The organism is Corynebacterium sp. HMSC055G02, from assembly GCF_001809065.1.
GTDB lineage: Bacteria > Actinomycetota > Actinomycetes > Mycobacteriales > Mycobacteriaceae > Corynebacterium > Corynebacterium jeikeium_D.
Genome location: NZ_KV795636.1, coordinates 1 through 16,387 on the forward strand (window position 1 = coordinate 1; position 16,387 = coordinate 16,387).

Genomic DNA, 16,387 nt, shown 5'->3' on the forward strand with positions numbered 1-16,387 from the left:
TGAAAGTCAGACACACTTTTTGCTACTTAACCCGTTTATGACACTTTCATGCCATTTTTCGAGCCATTTTTGTCATAAACGCAGTCACTAACTCTCGAGTGCGCCTAGCAGCGTTTAACTTTCCTTGTTCGCGTCCCACAGTCGCTTGCCGACGAGTCCCGCGCCCCCGACAGCTCCTGCCAGCAGTGCTCCGATCGAGAGCCACCGCATCGTGGCGAAGGTTGCGGAGCGAAAGTGGCGATAGTCGTAGATAGTCCACCCCATCTTCTGGGCGTAATTCCGCAACTTGCGGTCCGGGTTGATGGCCACGGCGGTGCCCACCATGGACAGCATGGGAATGTCGTTGGCGGAATCTGAGTATGCCGTGCAGCGAGACATGTCCAACCCGGAAGAGGCTGCCAGAGCTGCCACCGCGTGCTTCTTACCCGGGCCGTGGAGAATATCGCCTACCAGGCGGCCAGTGAACTTGCCATCTTTGACCTCGGCGACCGTGCCAAGGGCGCCGGTCAGTCCGATGTGCTTAGCGATAACCTGGGCCAGCTGCACCGGGGTGGCGGTGACCAGCCAGACCTCTTGGCCAGCCTGGATATGTAATTCCGCAAGATCGCGGGTGCCCTGGTAAACGCGGTCGCTGATCTTTTCTTCAAAGATTTCTTCGCCGAGTTTGACCATTTCATCCACATCGTGGCCGGCGAAAAACTCCAATGCCTGTTCACGGGCCTTAGCTACGTCGGCAGCGTTTTCCGCGCCTGAGATTCGGAATTTCAGCTGCTTCCAAATCATGCCGGCCAAATCACGCTTCTTGATGAAGCCGCGCTCGACCAAACCCATGGCAAAGAGGAAGATTGATGCGCCTTGGACAAGCGTGTTGTCCACATCGAAGAAAGCGGCTGCGCCCTGATCGCGTTCGACACCTGGAATGGGCTGCGAGAGCACACGGGCACCGCCAGCGGCATCTTCGGCACCAGCTACACTGCGAAATCCCGTAGCCAGTTCTTCGCCGCCGACGTCGTAGACTTCGCCGAGAGCTTCCAGTGCATTGGCAGCCGCTGCAGCACCAGCTTCCTCCTGTGCTTCGTCATTGAGCGGAGCGAGAACTACCTGCTCGAGGAAGTTGCGGACGTTACCCTGCGAGGACGCAAGGTCACCCAGCATGTCGATGGGGAAGGGGGAGCGGTTGTCGGCACTGAACTCACTCACGGCACGAAAATCTCTTTCCACGGTGTATGCAACCGACATCCGTTATCGGAAGCTCTTGTTGAATAGTATCCGGTCTTTAGGCAAAGCTGCGCGCTGAGATTCAAGGAGCGGATGGGGCAAGGATAAGAAGAGTCACTTTTGCAGGGGAAGTGTGGGGAGGGGGACGTCGTAAAGCGAAACAGTCGACCTTTAGACTGGCCGTTATGGTGACTGTGACGGTGATGAGTAGGAAGACGTGCGGTTCGTGCGCCCGAGTGATTGCGCAGATTGAGCCGCTAGTTCGGGACCAAAATGCGCAGTTCCAGGTGGAAGATGTCGATACCGATCCGAACTTGGCCATGGAATTTGGCGATCGCGTGCCGGTGATTTTGGTCAATGATGAGGAGATCGCTTGCTGGGAAATCGATGATGATGAACTCCTGGAAGCGATAGCGGAGGCCGAATAAGTTCGGGAGACAACTCTGCCGAACTGCTAGGAGCTGCGGAGACATGGCAGAATGTGGAGTAGCGGCAAAGAAGTAGGGGAGTGCTGCGAACATCGAGGTAGAGACTAAGTAAAGTATGCCTTTGTTGTGACGAGATGGCGGAGTTGTCTAGCGTTAACAGTCATAGCTGTGTGAAAAAGCCCGTAGCGGGGCCTGTGAAGGAGCAATAGAGCGGTGATTGAGCGGTGAGTGTGCTTCTCGTCGGAATGTCGTACCGGTCTGCACCGGTGACCCTTCTTGAAAAGGTCTCCGTCGGTGAAACTGAGCGAGAGGCCATTTTGGCTCGGCTGGTCGCGGATGAAGCGATCAGCGAAGCGATGCTGTTGTCGACCTGTAACCGCGTTGAGTACTACGTGGTGGCCAACGGCTTCCACTCTGGCCTATCGGCCGTGGTCCGTGAAATTGTCGGTCGTACTGGGCTCGAACTCGATGAACTGACACCGCACCTCTATGTGCGGTACGCACAGGCCGCAGCGGAGCATGCCTTCTCGGTGTGTGCTGGTCTTGACTCGATGGTGCTGGGGGAACAGCAGATTATCGGTCAGCTTCGCAATGCTTACCAGGAAGCGGACGAAGCCGGCACCGTCGGCCGCATGCTGCATGACTTGGCGCAGAAGGCGCTGCACACAGGCAAGCGAGTCCACAGCGAAACACTGATTGATAATGCGGGCGCATCGATGGTCTCCGTGGCCATCGACGAGGCGATTGCTGCGCTGCATCCTGGGTTCAACTCTGGTGTTGACGTCGCTGAGGGTACCGATATTCTGGCCGGACGTTCGGCCCTTATCCTCGGCGCCGGTGCGATGAGTTCGCTGGCCGCCAGTTACCTGGGGCGCTGCGGCATTGATCGTCTGATTATTGCCAACCGCACCGTTGACCGGGCGCAGAACCTGGCTAACCACTCGATCGAAGCGGGCATCCCCGCTACTGCTATTGCGTTGCATGATTTCGCTGATGTCCTCGATGATGTGGACATTCTCGTCAGTGCCACCGGAGCCATGACGCCAGTGGTCTCAGCTGCAGATGTTGTCGACCACGGCCCGCTCGCCATCGTCGATTTGTCTATGCCTCGCGACGTCGCGGAGGATGTCTCCGGGCTTGAGGGGATCGCACTCTTCAACATCGAATTGCTGCAGATGACTCGCACGGAGGTTCCGGGTCGTGATGATGAGGCTGCAGCGCGCGACATTGTGGCCGAAGAGTTGGAGTCCTACCTCACGGCGCAGCGCGCAAGCGAGGTAGCACCGACTGTTCGTGCTCTGCGTGAGCGTGCGGCAGATGTGGCGGCGGCTGAGCTCGCTCGCTTGGAGGCGAAGACACCGGGTCTTACTCAAAAGGAACGTCGCGAGGTCGAATCCACGGTTCGCCGCGTCGTCGATAAGCTCTTGCACGCGCCAACGGTGCAGGTCAAGAAGCTTTCTAGCCAGCAGGGTGGTGGCAACTACGCGCTTGCCCTGCAGAAGCTCTTCGACCTGCCCCTATCCACCCCCTCTGGCCTGTATGCTGACACCGATATCCCCGCAGATCTCATGGTAGAGGGCCGAATTGGGCGGATGCAGGGATTTGAGCAGTATGGTCTTGACAGTAGTGCCATCATTGAAGGCGTTGCTGAAACCACCAAAAATTAACACCCGGAGGGAAACATGCCTGACCCAGCGACTATTCGTATCGGTACCAGGGGCTCGGAACTGGCCACGACACAGGCCGGTCACGTCCGTGATGCACTGATTGAGCTGGGACAGCCTGCAGAGCTGGTGATTGTAAAGACCGCCGGTGACCATAACCGCCACGACCCGGTGGAAAAGATTGGCATCGGTGTCTTCACCCAGGCGCTGCGTCATGCACTCCGCGAGGGGGTGTGCGACATTATCGTGCACTCGTTTAAGGACCTGCCGACCCTGCCGGAAGACGACATGATGGTCGCAGCCGTGCCGGAGCGCGTCGATCCGCGAGAAGCGCTGATTTCCCGCGATGCCACGCCGCTGATGGACCTGCCTGAGGGGGCTCGTGTGGGTACCTCCGCGCCGCGTCGTGTCTCTCAGCTGCGTGCGCTGCGCTCCGATCTGGAACTTGTACCATTGCGTGGAAACATCGAAACCCGCATGGGGCGCGTCTCTGAGGACTTGGACGCTGTCATTCTGGCTCGCGCTGGGCTGGAGCGCACGGGTCGCCTCGGAGAGATTGCGGAATCCCTGGATGTGGATGTCCTCATGCCAGCCCCGGCTCAGGGCGCCCTGGCGCTGGAGTGCCGCACTGCTGACCGCGAAATTGTGGATATTCTGCGCAAGATTGACCACCCGGTGTCCCATGCCCGGGCTGTCGCTGAGCGCGCGGTACTCAATGAGCTGGAAGCGGGCTGCACCGCTCCGGTCGCGGCCTACTCAACCGTGAGCGACAGTGGTGAACTCACCCTGCAGGCGGGGGTGTTCGCACTCGACGGTTCGCGTCAGTTGCTCGAGACCGCTACCGCAAACGTGGATAAGGCCGATGAGCTTGGCCGGAAGGTTGCGGCGGCCCTGCTCGAACGGGGTGCTCATGAGGTAATGGGCGATACCCTGCGGGAATCTCAAAAGTAGCCGGTTAGTTAATTTGGCTCAAACCCTTTATGCTAATAGGCCTGTATGCATGCCGTTGGGATAAGGGTTTCCTTCGTGTGCTCGCATGTGAGATTCAGGTATCTACCTGCCCCTCACATGCGTTGGCGCATGTCCGCTTTCTTCCTTAGAGACTCATCGGCACGAAAAGTGAACAACCAATAGAAAAGAAATCACTCCGCAACGATGAACACCTCCCTCCCCTCAGCAACGGGACGCATCCTGTTCGTCGGCGCTGGTCCTGGAAATCCCGACCTGCTGACGCTTCGCGCCCGTGAGATTCTCGCAGACACCGCTATCGCCTACGTCGACGCCGATGTCATGCCGGGGGTTCGAGAGCTCGTCGCAACCGATGTGCCTGTTCCTCCCGAGCTGCTGAAGGAAGCCGAGGAAGAGTACGAGCGCATGTGCGCCGCAGCCAAGGCCAAGGGATCTCGTCGTAAGCCGCCGCGTCCGGCACCACCGACCGCCGCAGATCTGCGCACGCCTATCGACGATCCCAAGAAGATGGCAGAATTGCTCGTCGAGGAAGCCGCTAAAGGCAATGACGTGGTGCGTTTGGTGGCAGGCAATCCGCTGACCAACGATTCGCTGCTGGCCGAAATCAACGAGGTCTCGCACGCCGATGTTGAGTTCCAGATCGTCCCTGGCATGTCCGTGCCCTCCACCGTCCCGGCATTTGCCGGTATCGCGTTGGGCTCGACGTACACGGAGACCGATCTCGATCGCGCCGATGTGGACTGGGACGAGCTGGCCCAGGCACCGCAGCCGCTGGTACTGCAGGCCGTGCAGGACGACCTGTCCGCCATTGCAACTGAGCTCGGCGAACGCGGCCTGCCGTCGTCGTTGCCGGTGTCGGTGACTGTCAACGGTACGACTCGTCTGCAGCGCACCTACGACGTCACGCTGGGCACCTTGGCGCAGCTCTCGGGTGACCTGACCGGTCCGCTGGTGGTCACGCTTGGCAAGGGTGTGGACAATCGTTCGAAGTACTCATGGTGGGAAAACCGCGCTCTCTACGGATGGAAGGTGCTGGTCCCACGTGCCAAGGCGCAGGCAGGCCCGATGAGTGCCCGTCTCGTTGCGCACGGCGCCATCCCGATTGAGGTCCCGACCATCTCAATCGAGCCACCGCGCAGCCCGGCGCAGATGGAACGCGCCATCAAGGGGCTTGTCGACGGCCGTTACCAGTGGGTTGTCTTCACTTCCGTCAACGCCGTCACCGCAGTGTGGGAGAAGTTCCAGGAATTCGGCTTGGACGCGCGCTCCTTCGCTGGGGTCCGCATCGCAGCCGTCGGCCATCGCACCGCCGCTGCCATCCGCGATCTCGGCATCACTCCGGAGCTGCTTCCGGATGACACTCGTCAAAATGCCGCGGGCATTGTCGACGTGTTCCCGGAGTACATCGAGGATCTCGATCCGGTCAACCGCGTGCTGCTGCCGCGCGCCGATATCGGCACCGATGTGCTTGTCGACGGTCTGATTGACCTGGGCTGGGAAGTTGATGATGTGGTCGCTTACCGTACCGTGCGGGCAGCGCCACCGAGTGCGGATATCCGCGACATGATTAAGTCCGGTGGCTTCGACGCAGTGTGCTTCACCTCGGGGTCGACGGTGAAGAACCTGGTCGGCATCGCGGGTAAGCCGCATGCTCGCACCATCATTGCCTGCATCGGGCCGATGGCCGCAGCCACGGCTCGCGAGTACGGCCTGCGGGTAGATGTCGTGCCGGAGCGCGCAAGCATCCCGGAGCTGGTGGATGCGCTGGCAGAGCATGTTGCGCAACTGCGGGCGGCAGGGCAGCTGCCACCACCGCGCAAGAAGCGTCGTCGTTCGCGTAAAACCAAGGACTGAGCAGGGGCGTACCGGAGCGAGTTCGCGTTTTGATTAAGGTTGTCTTTATGACTACATCTGGAGCTTCTGAATCATCCCGCGAAATCGATCTCGAACAGTTTGGATTTCCTCTCCCGATTCGTCGCCCACGCAGGCTGCGCACCAACCCGGTGATGCGTGCGATGACGGCGGAGACGACACTGACTCCGAAAAATCTCATCCTGCCCATGTTTGTTGCAGATGGGATTGATGAGCCGAAGCCAATCAGCTCCCTGCCCGGGGTAGTGCAGCATACCGAGGACTCCCTGGTAGAAGCTGTGCGCGAGGCTGTTGAGGCAGGTATCTCGGCAGTTGACCTCTTCGGTGTCCCGCTGGATGCGGACAAGGACGGCGAGGGCTCTGAGTCCTGGAATCCGGAGGGCGTACTCAACCGTGCCCTGCGTCGTCTCCGCGACGAGTTCGGGAATGACATTTTGATTATGGCCGACACCTGCCTGGATGAGTTCACTGACCACGGCCACTGTGGTGTGCTGGGCAAGGACCGCTTCGGCAACACGGTCGTTGAGAATGACCGCACGCTGATTAACTACATCAAGATGGCCGTTGCGCAGGCCGACGCCGGTGCCCATATCGTGTCCCCTTCGGGCATGATGGACGGCCAGATTGCCGCAATTCGCGAGGGCTTGGATGCCGCTGGCCATGAGGATGTCTCCATCATGGCGTACTCGGCAAAGTACGCCTCCGCCTTCTACGGTCCATTCCGTGAAGCTGTGGGCAGCTCGCTGCAGGGTGATCGCCGTACCTACCAGCAGGATCCTGCAAACCGTCGTGAGTCCCTGCTTGAAGTGCAGCTCGACGTTGACGAAGGTGCGGACATGGTGATGGTCAAGCCGGCCATGAGCTACCTGGACATTCTGCGCGAGGTCGCGGATATGTCGCCGGTGCCGGTTGCCGCCTACCAGGTCTCTGGTGAGTACGCGATGATTCACGCCGCTGCCGCCAACGGGTGGATTGACCTGGATGCTGCGATGATGGAGGCAGTACTGAGCATTCGCCGTGCCGGTGCGGAGCAGATTTTGACCTACGCAGCGGTGGACTTGGCGAAGAAGCTGCGCGCCCAGTTCTAATTCGCTCGGGTGAACGTGCAGTAGCAAATATCGAGAAGTGGACGGATGACTAAAGAAGAGAAGAAGCCCGCAATTCCCGAGCAGGTCGAGGGAGCTAGGCAGGCGTGGCGGGTTACGGCCGTGTTGCAGCTGCTCGTCGCTGCGGTAGCTACGGTGACCTACTGGCTGCATCCGGAAATGCTGATGAGCCCCTCAACCGCTAAGGAGAATTTCCCGGGTTTCAGCGAGGGCCAGATTGATGCTGCCATGAAGGCGACTATCGTTATCGCGTTCTTTTTCGCAGTGGGGCTTTGCATCGCGTTCTTCGCCATTATCGAGCGAATGCGCAAGGGGAGCGAAGGTGCTCGCACCGTGCTGGTTATCGGCTCGCTTTACCTGGCACTGTCGGCGCTGATGTCCTTCTTCTCTTCTACGGCTTCAGAATCGGGAGTGCCGGCATCCCTCGTTCTTATCAGCGGAATTGTGCGAATCGCCTCGGCCACTGCCGCGGTAGCGGGTCTAGTGCTCGCCGCTTCGAAGGAATCCAAGGACTACTTCGATCATCAGCGCCCGTCGAAACCGTGGACCCCGTCCGCTCCGGAATCGCATCTGCCGAGAGCGTCGAAGCATGGCGCTGATCCAAAGCGGCAACAGCAGCTGGGCCAGTCACAGCCCAAGCAATCCAAGCAGCCTGAGGAGTCCAAGCGATGATGTCCCTGCCGAGTCGGCCCTGGCAGTGGGTGCTCTTCGTCGCGCTCATCGCCCAGATTGTCCTGAGCTTGATACTGGTCACCGGCGACTATTCGCAGGCTCCCGCCGCCGTTGGCCGCGATATCTACATCGTCGCCGGTGTGACGCTGGTCTGCTCGCTTATTGGTAGCGGCTGCTTGCCGACGGCCACTGAGTTCAAACTCTCCCGGAACTGCCTGCTCATCATGGTGATTATCACGGCTCTCGCCATGTTCTTTGCCATTATGGCTGGAGCGCTGACTGTATGGGTTATCGCGCCCAGCCTGGCGATGGCGTGTGGACTACTGTTGCTCTATCGTGAATTAGCGCTCACGCGCGCCAACCAGCCACAGGATTAGACGGAAAGTTTCAAAGGCCATGAGTGACATCGGTGAGTTTGATTTCTCTCTGGACAATCGCGTTGAACAAGCGATTGTGGATGCCAAGGTCGCTGCTCGTAAGGCATTGCCACGAAGCCGTCAGGACATCGACGAAGAAAGTGCCCATCAGCGGCTTGCACACCGCAGAGGCCAGTCCAACACAGCTTTCGCACTCATCCTGGAAAACTTGGAAAACGCCGAGAGCGCTGAGCGTGCTGAGCATGTTTTGGAATCCTTTCCAGATGTGACCGCCTCTGTGGTCTACAAGCCCGGACGCGCGTGGATTACCGCGCCCGATACCATCGATCCGAATCAGTTCATCGAAGCTCTCCGCGAAATTGGGGTCGAGTCGTACCTCACGCGCAGCACGCTTCGGCGTCGTGCAACTCGGCTGGATGTGTCACAACATCGCCGTCCCGCTGTTCCGGCTGCCGCTCAACAGAATGAGGAGGAGCGCATTCGCCGTCGTGAAGCGGCCTTGCGCCGAAGCGGCGGTGGCGCGGAAGTACTGTTCACGGCGCGTGAACTGGTGACCAAGCAACGCTTTTGGGGAAGCCTGTTCCTATCGATTCCGGTGCTGGTGACGTCGTTGAACGTCAACTGGCAGTTCCCGGGTTGGCAGTGGATGTGTCTTGTGCTGACCACGATTGTGGTGTGGTGGGGTGGTTGGCCGTTCCACCGGGCAATGGCGGCGTCCCTGCGTCGGCGGATGTCGGCGCTGGATGGGGCGAGCTCCATTGCCATCCTGCTGGCGTGGCTGTGGTCGCTAGCGCAGCTTATCTTTGGTCCCGCGGGACAGATTGGATATACCACTGCGCCCACTTGGTTTGCTTTCAACTACCGGGAAAGCGCCTCGGCAGAGGTGTTTTTCGACGTTGCGTGCGGCCTGACTGTGCTGTTGCTAACAGGTCGCATGTTTACGCGCTACAACAAGGTGCGTACTGGACAAATCTTGCGCAACCTGCGCATTCCAGCTGAGCGAAACGTGACAGTCGTGCGCAAGAGCGCTAAATCCGCGGAGCCGAAACGGGTGGAGGTGACGGTCGCGGAGCTCAATATCGGTGATGACATCGTGGTTCCACCGCACTCGGTGATTCCGGTTGATGGCTCAGTCATCGGTGGTGCGTCCACGATGGATGCGCAGCTACTCGGTATCGGCGTTGAACCGCAGAAGGTCAAGGTCAATTCCAAGGTTTGGGCCGGTGCAATCAACCTGGATTCGGAGCTCAAGGTGCGCGTGGAACGCACCGGTTTCAAGACCCGGGCGTCATCGATAGCGCGCTGGCTTCGTCAAGCGGTTCGAGAAGAAACGGTGATGCACCAGACCGCAGTGCACTCGGCATCAGAGCTGGTGCCATGGACGCTGTCGTTGGCGGGCGTGGCTTTTTGCGGCTGGTGGCTGGCGACTGGCACGATGAGCGGTGCCCTCGCGGTGGCGCTGGCTATGCTCTCGGGCATCGCGCCGGTGGCATTGGCAATGTCTACGTCGACCGTGCAGCGCATCGGGATTCTGGCCGGTGCTAGTAACGGAATCTTGATTCGTGGCAATGAGACTTTCCGAAAGCTGGCCGCTGCCGATGTGGTGATTTTTAACCGAGTTGGAACGCTGACCGAGGGTGACACCCACGTGCTCGGTGTCGCCGCTGAGCGCAATGAAAATCCGGATCTGGTTCTGCGTGTGGCGGGCGCTCTCATGATGGAGAGCAACCACCCGGCATCAGCGGCAATCGTGCGCGCGTGCCGTGTATCCCGCGACGCCGGTTCCGGCGGTGGCGAGGTGCCGCACTGGATTGAGACTGTACACGTCGCAATTGCGGAAGACGGTGCGTTCGTTGGCCAGGTAGAGATCCCGGTGAAGGACTCGGACGACAAGTTGGAGATGCGCTTTGTTGAGGGGCGTGTTTGGCGTCCGCGTGATCTCACTGCACTCAGCGAGAAAATGGCCGTGGCTGCGCTCAGTGGCGGTACTCCGATGGTGGTGTCGTGGCGTGGCAAGGTCCGTGGTGTCATCACCATTGGTGAGGACATTAAGCCCGATGCGGTCGAGAGCATTGACCAGCTTGAGGATATGGGCGTGGACACCATGATGATCACGCGAGATCCGTATCCAGTAGCCCGTCGTTTTGCTGACCGGCTGAATATCTCACGAGTATTCGCGGGCATCATTGCCTCCCGCAAGGCCATTGCGGTGCGTTCGGTCCACAGTGACGGCGAGACTGTCGTGATGGTTGGCGACAAGGACATCCGGGACTCTCTGCGTGCCGCTGACGTGGGTGTTTTGATGGACAACACCGAAGGCAATCAGAATCTTGATGTTGATTACGCCGATGTCGTGGCACTGCGGAACAACGTGTTGTCGATTCCGGAGGCCATTGAAATCGCACGTGCTGTGGTGCGGATGATGGACTCCAACATCTACTTTGCGTGGTTCTACAACGTTGCGGTCATCCTGCTGGGTATGACCGGTATGATTCACCCGCTGCTGGCATCGCTTTTGATGATTTTCTCCAGCTTGTGGATCGACTGGCGATCCCGTCGAGTGTCCTCTCGCCGCAAGCATCTATTCAGGGTGAAGCTGGGACGTTGGTAGGGCAGGGTAGCTCTTCATCCGAGTGGCCGTCTACGATGGTCACCGTGACTCAAGACATTAATGCTCCTCATGTCCCAGAAAACGTTGAGCTCACCGATCGTTCGGCAGAGTTCTTTACGCAGGCTCAGGCAGTGACGCCGGGTGGCGTGAACTCGCCGGTCCGCGCCTTCGGTTCCGTCGGTGGCACCCCACGTTTCATTGACCACGCCGCGGGCTCTCGTATCGTGGATGTTGATGGTAACGAATATGTGGACTTGGTCTGCTCGTGGGGTCCAATGATTCTGGGCCACGCGCACCCGGCAGTGGTGGAGGCCGTTCAGAGCGCCGCCACTCGCGGTTTGTCTTTCGGCGCTCCGACGACGGCTGAGACCGACCTGGCTCGTCACATCGTTGAGCGCACGTCGGTAGATGAGGTGCGTCTGGTCAACTCCGGCACTGAGGCCACTATGTCCGCAGTACGCCTGGCTCGCGGTTTCACTGGCCGTTCCAAGATCATCAAGTTCGCCGGCTGCTACCACGGTCACGTGGACGCGCTGCTGGCATCGGCCGGTTCCGGTGTCGCTACTTTTGGTCTGCCGGATTCGCCGGGTGTCACCGGTGCATCGGCTGCCGACACCATTGTTGTTCCTTATAACGACATTGAGGCCGTCAAGGCCGCATTCGCTGAGAACCCGGGCGAGATTGCCTGTGTCATCACTGAGGCGGCAGCGGGCAACATGGGTACCGTCGCACCGCAGGACAACTTCAACGCGAAGTTGAAGGAAGTCTGCCACGCAGACGGCGCACTGCTGATTCTCGATGAGGTCATGACTGGCTTCCGCGCTTCCTACAACGGCTGGTACGGCATTGATGGTGTGGCCGGTGACCTGACCACCTTCGGCAAGGTCGTCTCCGGTGGTCTGCCGGCAGCTGCCTTCGGTGGTCGCCGCGACGTCATGGAGTACTTGGCTCCGAACGGTCCGGTGTACCAGGCAGGCACACTCTCCGGTAACCCGGTCGCTATGGCAGCTGGCCTGGCCAACCTGGAGAATGCCACGAAGGATGTCTATGACACCGTCGCAGCCAATGCAGATCGCCTGGCCACGATTCTGTCCGATGCCCTGACCAAGCAGGGCGTGGCCCACCACATTCAGCGTGCGGGCACGATGCTCTCGCCACGCTTCGCCGAGGGCGAGGGCCATAACTTTGAGCAGATGCAGGCAGCGGATACTTTCCGCTACCCGGCTTTCTTCCACGCCCTACTGGCCAATGGTGTCTACCCGCCGGCTTCTTGCTACGAGACCTGGTTCGTCTCCGCTGCGCTGACCGACGCCGACTTCGAAATCATCGAGCGTGCAGCAGCCCGCGCGGCCGAGGCGGCGGCAGCCGCCAAGCCGGAGTAGGTGACACGTGTCGAACAAGACCAATTCGCAGGCCGAGCAGCAGGCAGCACAGCAGGAATCGCAGCCGACACCGCCGGAAAACCAGGCGTCTAAGCGTGCAACAAAGCACGCCAAGACCACGGTCGTACATCTCGTCCGCCACGGCGAGGTTTATAACCCGGATAAGATTCTCTACGGTCGCCTGCCCGGCTGGCACCTGTCTGAGCGCGGTCAGCGTCAGGCAGCGGCCACGGCCGCGTCCTTCGAAGGCCACGACATCCGCTACTTCGCCTGCTCTCCGCTGCAGCGCACGCAGGAAACCTCACGGCCCTTCACCGAGGTAATCGGCATGAAGCCGACCCTGGATGAAGATTTGCTGGAGGCTGGCAACTCCTTTGAGGGTTTGCACATCAAGGGCATTGACTCCGCACTGTGGAATCCGAAGTACTGGCCACGACTGCGTCGTCCGAGCGTGCCCAGCTGGGGCGAGCCCTACGAGGAGATCGCGGACCGTATGTTCCACGCCATCGAGCGAGCCCGCGAGGCCGCCGAGGGAGCGGAAGCGGTGCTGGTGACACACCAGCTGTGCATCATTGCAGCTCAGCGTCGTGCGCGGTACTTGAAGCTCGCCCACAACCCGGCAACTAGGCAGTGCGATCTGGCCAGCGTGACCTCCTTGGTCTTCGTCGGCGACACCATTGTCGACGTGCGCTACAGTGAACCGGCCGGTCACCTGTAAGGTGAATAAATAGTTTTGTTGAAGTTTCACTGACCCCCGGAAGGTGGCACCCCAAGTGGCCAAGGTCTCATCGTCCCGAATTGCAGCAACGCTAGCGGCAGCAACTCTGTCTCTGTCGCTCGCAGCATGTAACCCCGGAGATTCAGTGGGACACGATGCCGTTGCCGTCGGCGGTCAGTTCGAGTTTGTTTCTCCAGGGGGTCAGCAGATCATTGACTACGCACCCGAGGAGCGCAAACCGGTCGGCAAGGTGTTCGGTCCTTCTCTAGAGGACGACGACAAGAAAATCTCCCTCGATGACTTCAAGGACCAGATTGTGGTCCTAAACGCCTGGGGGCAGTGGTGCGCACCGTGCCGATCCGAATCGGATGACCTGCAGTATGTCCAGGAACAGATGGAAGAGCAAGGTATCGGCACCGTTCTCGGCATCAACGTCCGCGACAATGTCCGCCAGGCTCCCATCGACTTTGTGAAGGACAACGGCATCACCTACCCGTCCATCTATGACCCGGCCTTCGTCAACGCCAGCGCACTCGGCGGCATCCCGGCTTCGGTGATTCCGACAACCATCATTCTGGACAAGCAGCACCGCCCGGCCAAGGTCTTCCTCCGCGAGGTCGATCACACCATGCTGATGAAGGCTGTTAATGAAGTGAAGGCGGAGGGCTAGGCCCCAGCATGGGAACTCTTGCCATGGACACGATTTATCTTGCCGATGGCATCGGCCAGCAGTTCGCCGACGCCGCCACCGGCGGTCCCATCCTATTAGGCCTGCTCGCTGCTGCGCTGGCTGGTCTCGTCTCGTTTGCCAGCCCGTGCGTCATTCCGCTCGTGCCCGGTTACGTCTCGTATCTCACCGGTATTTCCGGAGCATCGGGGGCGCAGGGCCAGGGCTTGACGACGGGCACTGCGGACGCAACCGCCGTCGATAAGCGTGACGGCGATGGAGGGCGTGGCAAGCGTTCCGCAACTGCCCGCGTCGGCCTGGCTGCGTTGCTGTTCGTGCTGGGCTTCACTGTCATTTTCGTGCTGGGGTCGGCCTCAATTTTCGGGCTCGTGTCCACGCTGCGTCTGCAGGCGCGCACGCTGACGATTGTCGGTGGCGTGGTGACCATCGTGATGGGACTCGCCTTCATGGGCATGGTGCCGGCGCTGCAGAAGGACACCCGCATGGCGCCGAAGCGCTGGACCACGTGGCTGGGAGCGCCACTGCTTGGCGCGGTGTTCGCGCTGGGGTGGACGCCGTGTCTGGGCCCGACGCTGACTGCAATTATTTCGGTGTCCGCGGGCACGCAGGGTATGACCGCGGCCAGGGGAGTGGCGCTGATTATCGCTTACTGCCTGGGGCTGGGGCTGCCGTTCATTTTGGTGGCGCTGGGGTCGGCACGCGCGATGCGTGGAGTGGACTTCCTGCGTAAGCACTCGCGAACTATTCAGCTCATCGGTGGTGTGGCGCTGGTGCTGGTCGGAATTGCCCTGGTCACGGGACTGTGGGATGTTTTTGTTGCCTGGGTTCAGGCCGCTTTTATTACTGATACGGTAACGCCAATTTAGTGAAAGATTTTTCGATGTCGGTGAATTGGAATAAGGTACGACAGCCCTTCCAGCAGGTCTGGAACTGGTTGACCAGCATGCGCACAGCGCTGATTCTGCTGTTCATCCTCGCTTTCGCAGCGGTTCCGGGCGCCCTGTTGCCACAGCGCTCGCTGAATAAGGACAAGGTCGACCAGTATCTAGCCGCCAACGGCAAGACCGCCGAGATCATGGATAAGCTGCAGCTTTTCGATGTCTTCTCGTCCGTCTGGTTCGTCGCCATCGTGGCATTGCTGCTGATTTCCCTGGTTGGCTGCATTATTCCGCGCACCATCGACCACTACAAGGCCATGAAGACGCCACCGGCCAAGGCGCCGAAACGGTTGGCGCGTCTTCCGCTTCACGACGAAGCCGTGGTCGATGCCTCTGCGGATGAAGTTTCTAAGCGGGTGCGTGAGCGCCTGAACAAGTGGGCGTTGACCGAGACTCCAGCAGATGAAGATCGCGCTGGGGCACGATCCTTTTCCGCGGAGAAGGGATACCTGCGTGAGTTTGGCAACCTGGTGTTCCACCTGGGCATTGCGCTGCTGATTATCATCGTCGGCTTGGGCCGCATGATCTATTACGAGGGTCAGGTCATTTTGCTGACCAACACCGGCACCGAGATTTCTGACGACAACGTCAATAGCGCGGTGGGCGTTCCGTTCTGTAACACCGCTGCGGCGAACTATGACTCGCTGCGCTCGGGAAACACCTTCGACGGTACAACTCTGAACCCGTTCTGTATTCAGGTCGATGACTTCTTCGCCGATTACCTGCCGAACGGTCAGGCCAAGATGTTTACCTCTCATATCCGATTCGCAGAAGAAGAGGATATGCGCAAGCCGGTCGATGAGTGGGAAAAGACCACGCTGCAGGTCAACCATCCGCTGCGCGTCGCCGGTGACCGTGTGTACCTGCAGGGGCACGGCTTTGCCCCGGCCTTTAAGGTGACCTGGCCGAATGGCGAGTCGCGTACGTCGATTGTCCAGTTCCGTCCGGATGATCCGACCTTCTTCCTGTCCTCTGGTGCGCTGCGCTTCGACCCACCAGCAGGCATGTACCCGGACTTGTTCGAGCGCCGCCAGAACCAGATTGCAATCGAGGGACTGTTCGCTCCGACCGCGGAGTTTACTGGTGAAAAGGGTGCTCTGCTGCAGTCCTCTTACCCGGCGATGCAAGACCCGGCCGTGGCTGTCGACATCTACCGCGGCGACGCGGGCTTGGACACCGGTCGTTCGCAGGGGCTGTTTTCCCTCGACCGCGATCTGATGCACTCGGGTCAGCTGGCTAAGGAAGCCCGCGTCAACCTCAAGCAGGGCGAATCCACCGAGCTTGCCGACGGCACCAAGATTGAATTCCTCGGTGCGAAGGAATTCGTCAACTTGCAGGTTTCGCACGATCCCACGCAGTTCTGGGTGCTGGTGGCAACTGTGGCCGCACTGGCGGGCATGGTTCTTTCGTTGGGCATTAAGCGCCGACGTGTTTGGGTGCGCATGTTCCCGCTGGAAGATGGCCGCACTCGCGTTGAGTTCGGTGGCCTTGCCCGCACCGACAAGGCAGGTTGGGGCGAGGAGTTCCAGTACATCGTAGATGACATCCTGGAACGTGACAGTGATGACGAGGATGCTGCTGACAACAATGCTGCGACCGACGAGAGCGCGGACGACAAGGACAAAAGCTAACTGACCACTAAGTCTGGTCCATCATTACTGCAGGGTGAATGCGCGGGGGCGAGAATTGCGCCTCCGCGCATTTTTGCGTCCCCCGTGTCCCCGGTCCCCTTTTGCTTAGTCCT

General features: G+C 59.9%; 14 protein-coding genes. 13 read left to right on the forward strand and 1 reads right to left on the reverse strand.

Features of this window, described 5'->3' with window-relative positions:
* Positions 1 to 114: 114 nt before the first annotated feature.
* A complete protein-coding gene (locus HMPREF2547_RS02380) occupies positions 115 to 1,239 on the reverse strand; it encodes an HAD family hydrolase (protein ID WP_070604613.1) in 1,125 nt (374 codons plus the stop codon).
* A gap of 164 nt (positions 1,240 to 1,403) precedes the next feature.
* Between HMPREF2547_RS02380 and HMPREF2547_RS02385 the strand changes: the two genes are divergently transcribed.
* From HMPREF2547_RS02385 to HMPREF2547_RS02445, 13 genes are all read left to right on the forward strand, one after another.
* A complete protein-coding gene (locus tag HMPREF2547_RS02385) occupies positions 1,404 to 1,646 on the forward strand; it encodes a glutaredoxin family protein (protein ID WP_016421985.1) in 243 nt (80 codons plus the stop codon).
* 224 nt (positions 1,647 to 1,870) lie between these two features.
* On the forward strand, positions 1,871 to 3,313 hold the full coding sequence (locus HMPREF2547_RS02390) for a glutamyl-tRNA reductase (RefSeq protein WP_042388369.1): 1,443 nt from the start codon (positions 1,871 to 1,873) through the stop codon (positions 3,311 to 3,313).
* A 15-nt stretch (positions 3,314 to 3,328) separates the two neighbouring features.
* On the forward strand, positions 3,329 to 4,261 hold the full coding sequence (hemC, locus tag HMPREF2547_RS02395) for a hydroxymethylbilane synthase (protein WP_049190547.1): 933 nt from the start codon (positions 3,329 to 3,331) through the stop codon (positions 4,259 to 4,261).
* A 204-nt stretch (positions 4,262 to 4,465) separates the two neighbouring features.
* Positions 4,466 to 6,133, forward strand: coding sequence for a bifunctional uroporphyrinogen-III C-methyltransferase/uroporphyrinogen-III synthase (locus HMPREF2547_RS02400; protein WP_070546360.1), 1,668 nt, complete (start codon positions 4,466 to 4,468; stop codon positions 6,131 to 6,133).
* Positions 6,134 to 6,180: 47 nt separating this feature from the next.
* Positions 6,181 to 7,239, forward strand: coding sequence for a porphobilinogen synthase (gene hemB, locus HMPREF2547_RS02405; RefSeq protein WP_049172406.1), 1,059 nt, complete (start codon positions 6,181 to 6,183; stop codon positions 7,237 to 7,239).
* Between the two features lie 45 nt (positions 7,240 to 7,284).
* Positions 7,285 to 7,929 carry a hypothetical protein gene (locus HMPREF2547_RS02410; RefSeq protein WP_016421990.1) on the forward strand — a complete coding sequence of 215 codons (645 nt, stop codon included), beginning with the start codon at positions 7,285 to 7,287 and terminating at the stop codon, positions 7,927 to 7,929.
* Positions 7,926 to 8,306: a hypothetical protein gene (locus tag HMPREF2547_RS02415; protein ID WP_016421991.1), complete on the forward strand. Its 381-nt coding sequence runs from the start codon at positions 7,926 to 7,928 to the stop codon at positions 8,304 to 8,306. The genes HMPREF2547_RS02410 and HMPREF2547_RS02415 overlap by 4 nt, the downstream gene beginning before the upstream one ends.
* 19 nt (positions 8,307 to 8,325) lie before the next feature.
* Positions 8,326 to 10,917, forward strand: coding sequence for a heavy metal translocating P-type ATPase (locus tag HMPREF2547_RS02420; RefSeq protein ID WP_070604614.1), 2,592 nt, complete (start codon positions 8,326 to 8,328; stop codon positions 10,915 to 10,917).
* A gap of 35 nt (positions 10,918 to 10,952) precedes the next feature.
* Positions 10,953 to 12,299, forward strand: a complete 1,347-nt coding sequence (gene hemL / locus HMPREF2547_RS02425; protein ID WP_070604616.1) for a glutamate-1-semialdehyde 2,1-aminomutase — start codon at positions 10,953 to 10,955, stop codon at positions 12,297 to 12,299.
* Positions 12,300 to 12,306: 7 nt separating this feature from the next.
* Complete coding sequence (locus HMPREF2547_RS02430; protein WP_016421994.1) at positions 12,307 to 13,017, forward strand: histidine phosphatase family protein; 711 nt, start codon at positions 12,307 to 12,309, stop codon at positions 13,015 to 13,017.
* Between the two features lie 55 nt (positions 13,018 to 13,072).
* Positions 13,073 to 13,687 (forward strand): TlpA disulfide reductase family protein, encoded by a 615-nt coding sequence (locus HMPREF2547_RS02435; protein WP_016421995.1) that lies wholly within the window; start codon positions 13,073 to 13,075, stop codon positions 13,685 to 13,687.
* Between the two features lie 23 nt (positions 13,688 to 13,710).
* Positions 13,711 to 14,571 carry a cytochrome c biogenesis CcdA family protein gene (locus HMPREF2547_RS02440; RefSeq protein WP_042389096.1) on the forward strand — a complete coding sequence of 287 codons (861 nt, stop codon included), beginning with the start codon at positions 13,711 to 13,713 and terminating at the stop codon, positions 14,569 to 14,571.
* Positions 14,572 to 14,585: 14 nt separating this feature from the next.
* Complete coding sequence (locus HMPREF2547_RS02445) at positions 14,586 to 16,274, forward strand: cytochrome c biogenesis protein ResB (RefSeq protein WP_070604618.1); 1,689 nt, start codon at positions 14,586 to 14,588, stop codon at positions 16,272 to 16,274.
* The last annotated feature ends 113 nt before the right edge of the window (positions 16,275 to 16,387 follow it).

Bases quoted from the DNA above. Each gene is read 5' to 3' on its own strand.
- HMPREF2547_RS02380 (WP_070604613.1), bottom strand. From the start codon at position 1,239: ATGTCGGTTGCATACACCGTGGAAAGAGATTTTCGTGCCGTGAGTGAG.
- hemB (WP_049172406.1), top strand. From the start codon at position 6,181: ATGACTACATCTGGAGCTTCTGAATCATCCCGCGAAATCGATCTCGAA.
- HMPREF2547_RS02445 (WP_070604618.1), top strand. From the start codon at position 14,586: ATGTCGGTGAATTGGAATAAGGTACGACAGCCCTTCCAGCAGGTCTGG.
- HMPREF2547_RS02415 (WP_016421991.1), top strand. From the start codon at position 7,926: ATGATGTCCCTGCCGAGTCGGCCCTGGCAGTGGGTGCTCTTCGTCGCG.
- HMPREF2547_RS02410 (WP_016421990.1), top strand. From the start codon at position 7,285: ATGACTAAAGAAGAGAAGAAGCCCGCAATTCCCGAGCAGGTCGAGGGA.
- hemL (WP_070604616.1), top strand. From the start codon at position 10,953: ATGGTCACCGTGACTCAAGACATTAATGCTCCTCATGTCCCAGAAAAC.
- HMPREF2547_RS02420 (WP_070604614.1), top strand. From the start codon at position 8,326: ATGAGTGACATCGGTGAGTTTGATTTCTCTCTGGACAATCGCGTTGAA.
- HMPREF2547_RS02400 (WP_070546360.1), top strand. From the start codon at position 4,466: ATGAACACCTCCCTCCCCTCAGCAACGGGACGCATCCTGTTCGTCGGC.
- hemC (WP_049190547.1), top strand. From the start codon at position 3,329: ATGCCTGACCCAGCGACTATTCGTATCGGTACCAGGGGCTCGGAACTG.
- HMPREF2547_RS02385 (WP_016421985.1), top strand. From the start codon at position 1,404: ATGGTGACTGTGACGGTGATGAGTAGGAAGACGTGCGGTTCGTGCGCC.
- HMPREF2547_RS02440 (WP_042389096.1), top strand. From the start codon at position 13,711: ATGGACACGATTTATCTTGCCGATGGCATCGGCCAGCAGTTCGCCGAC.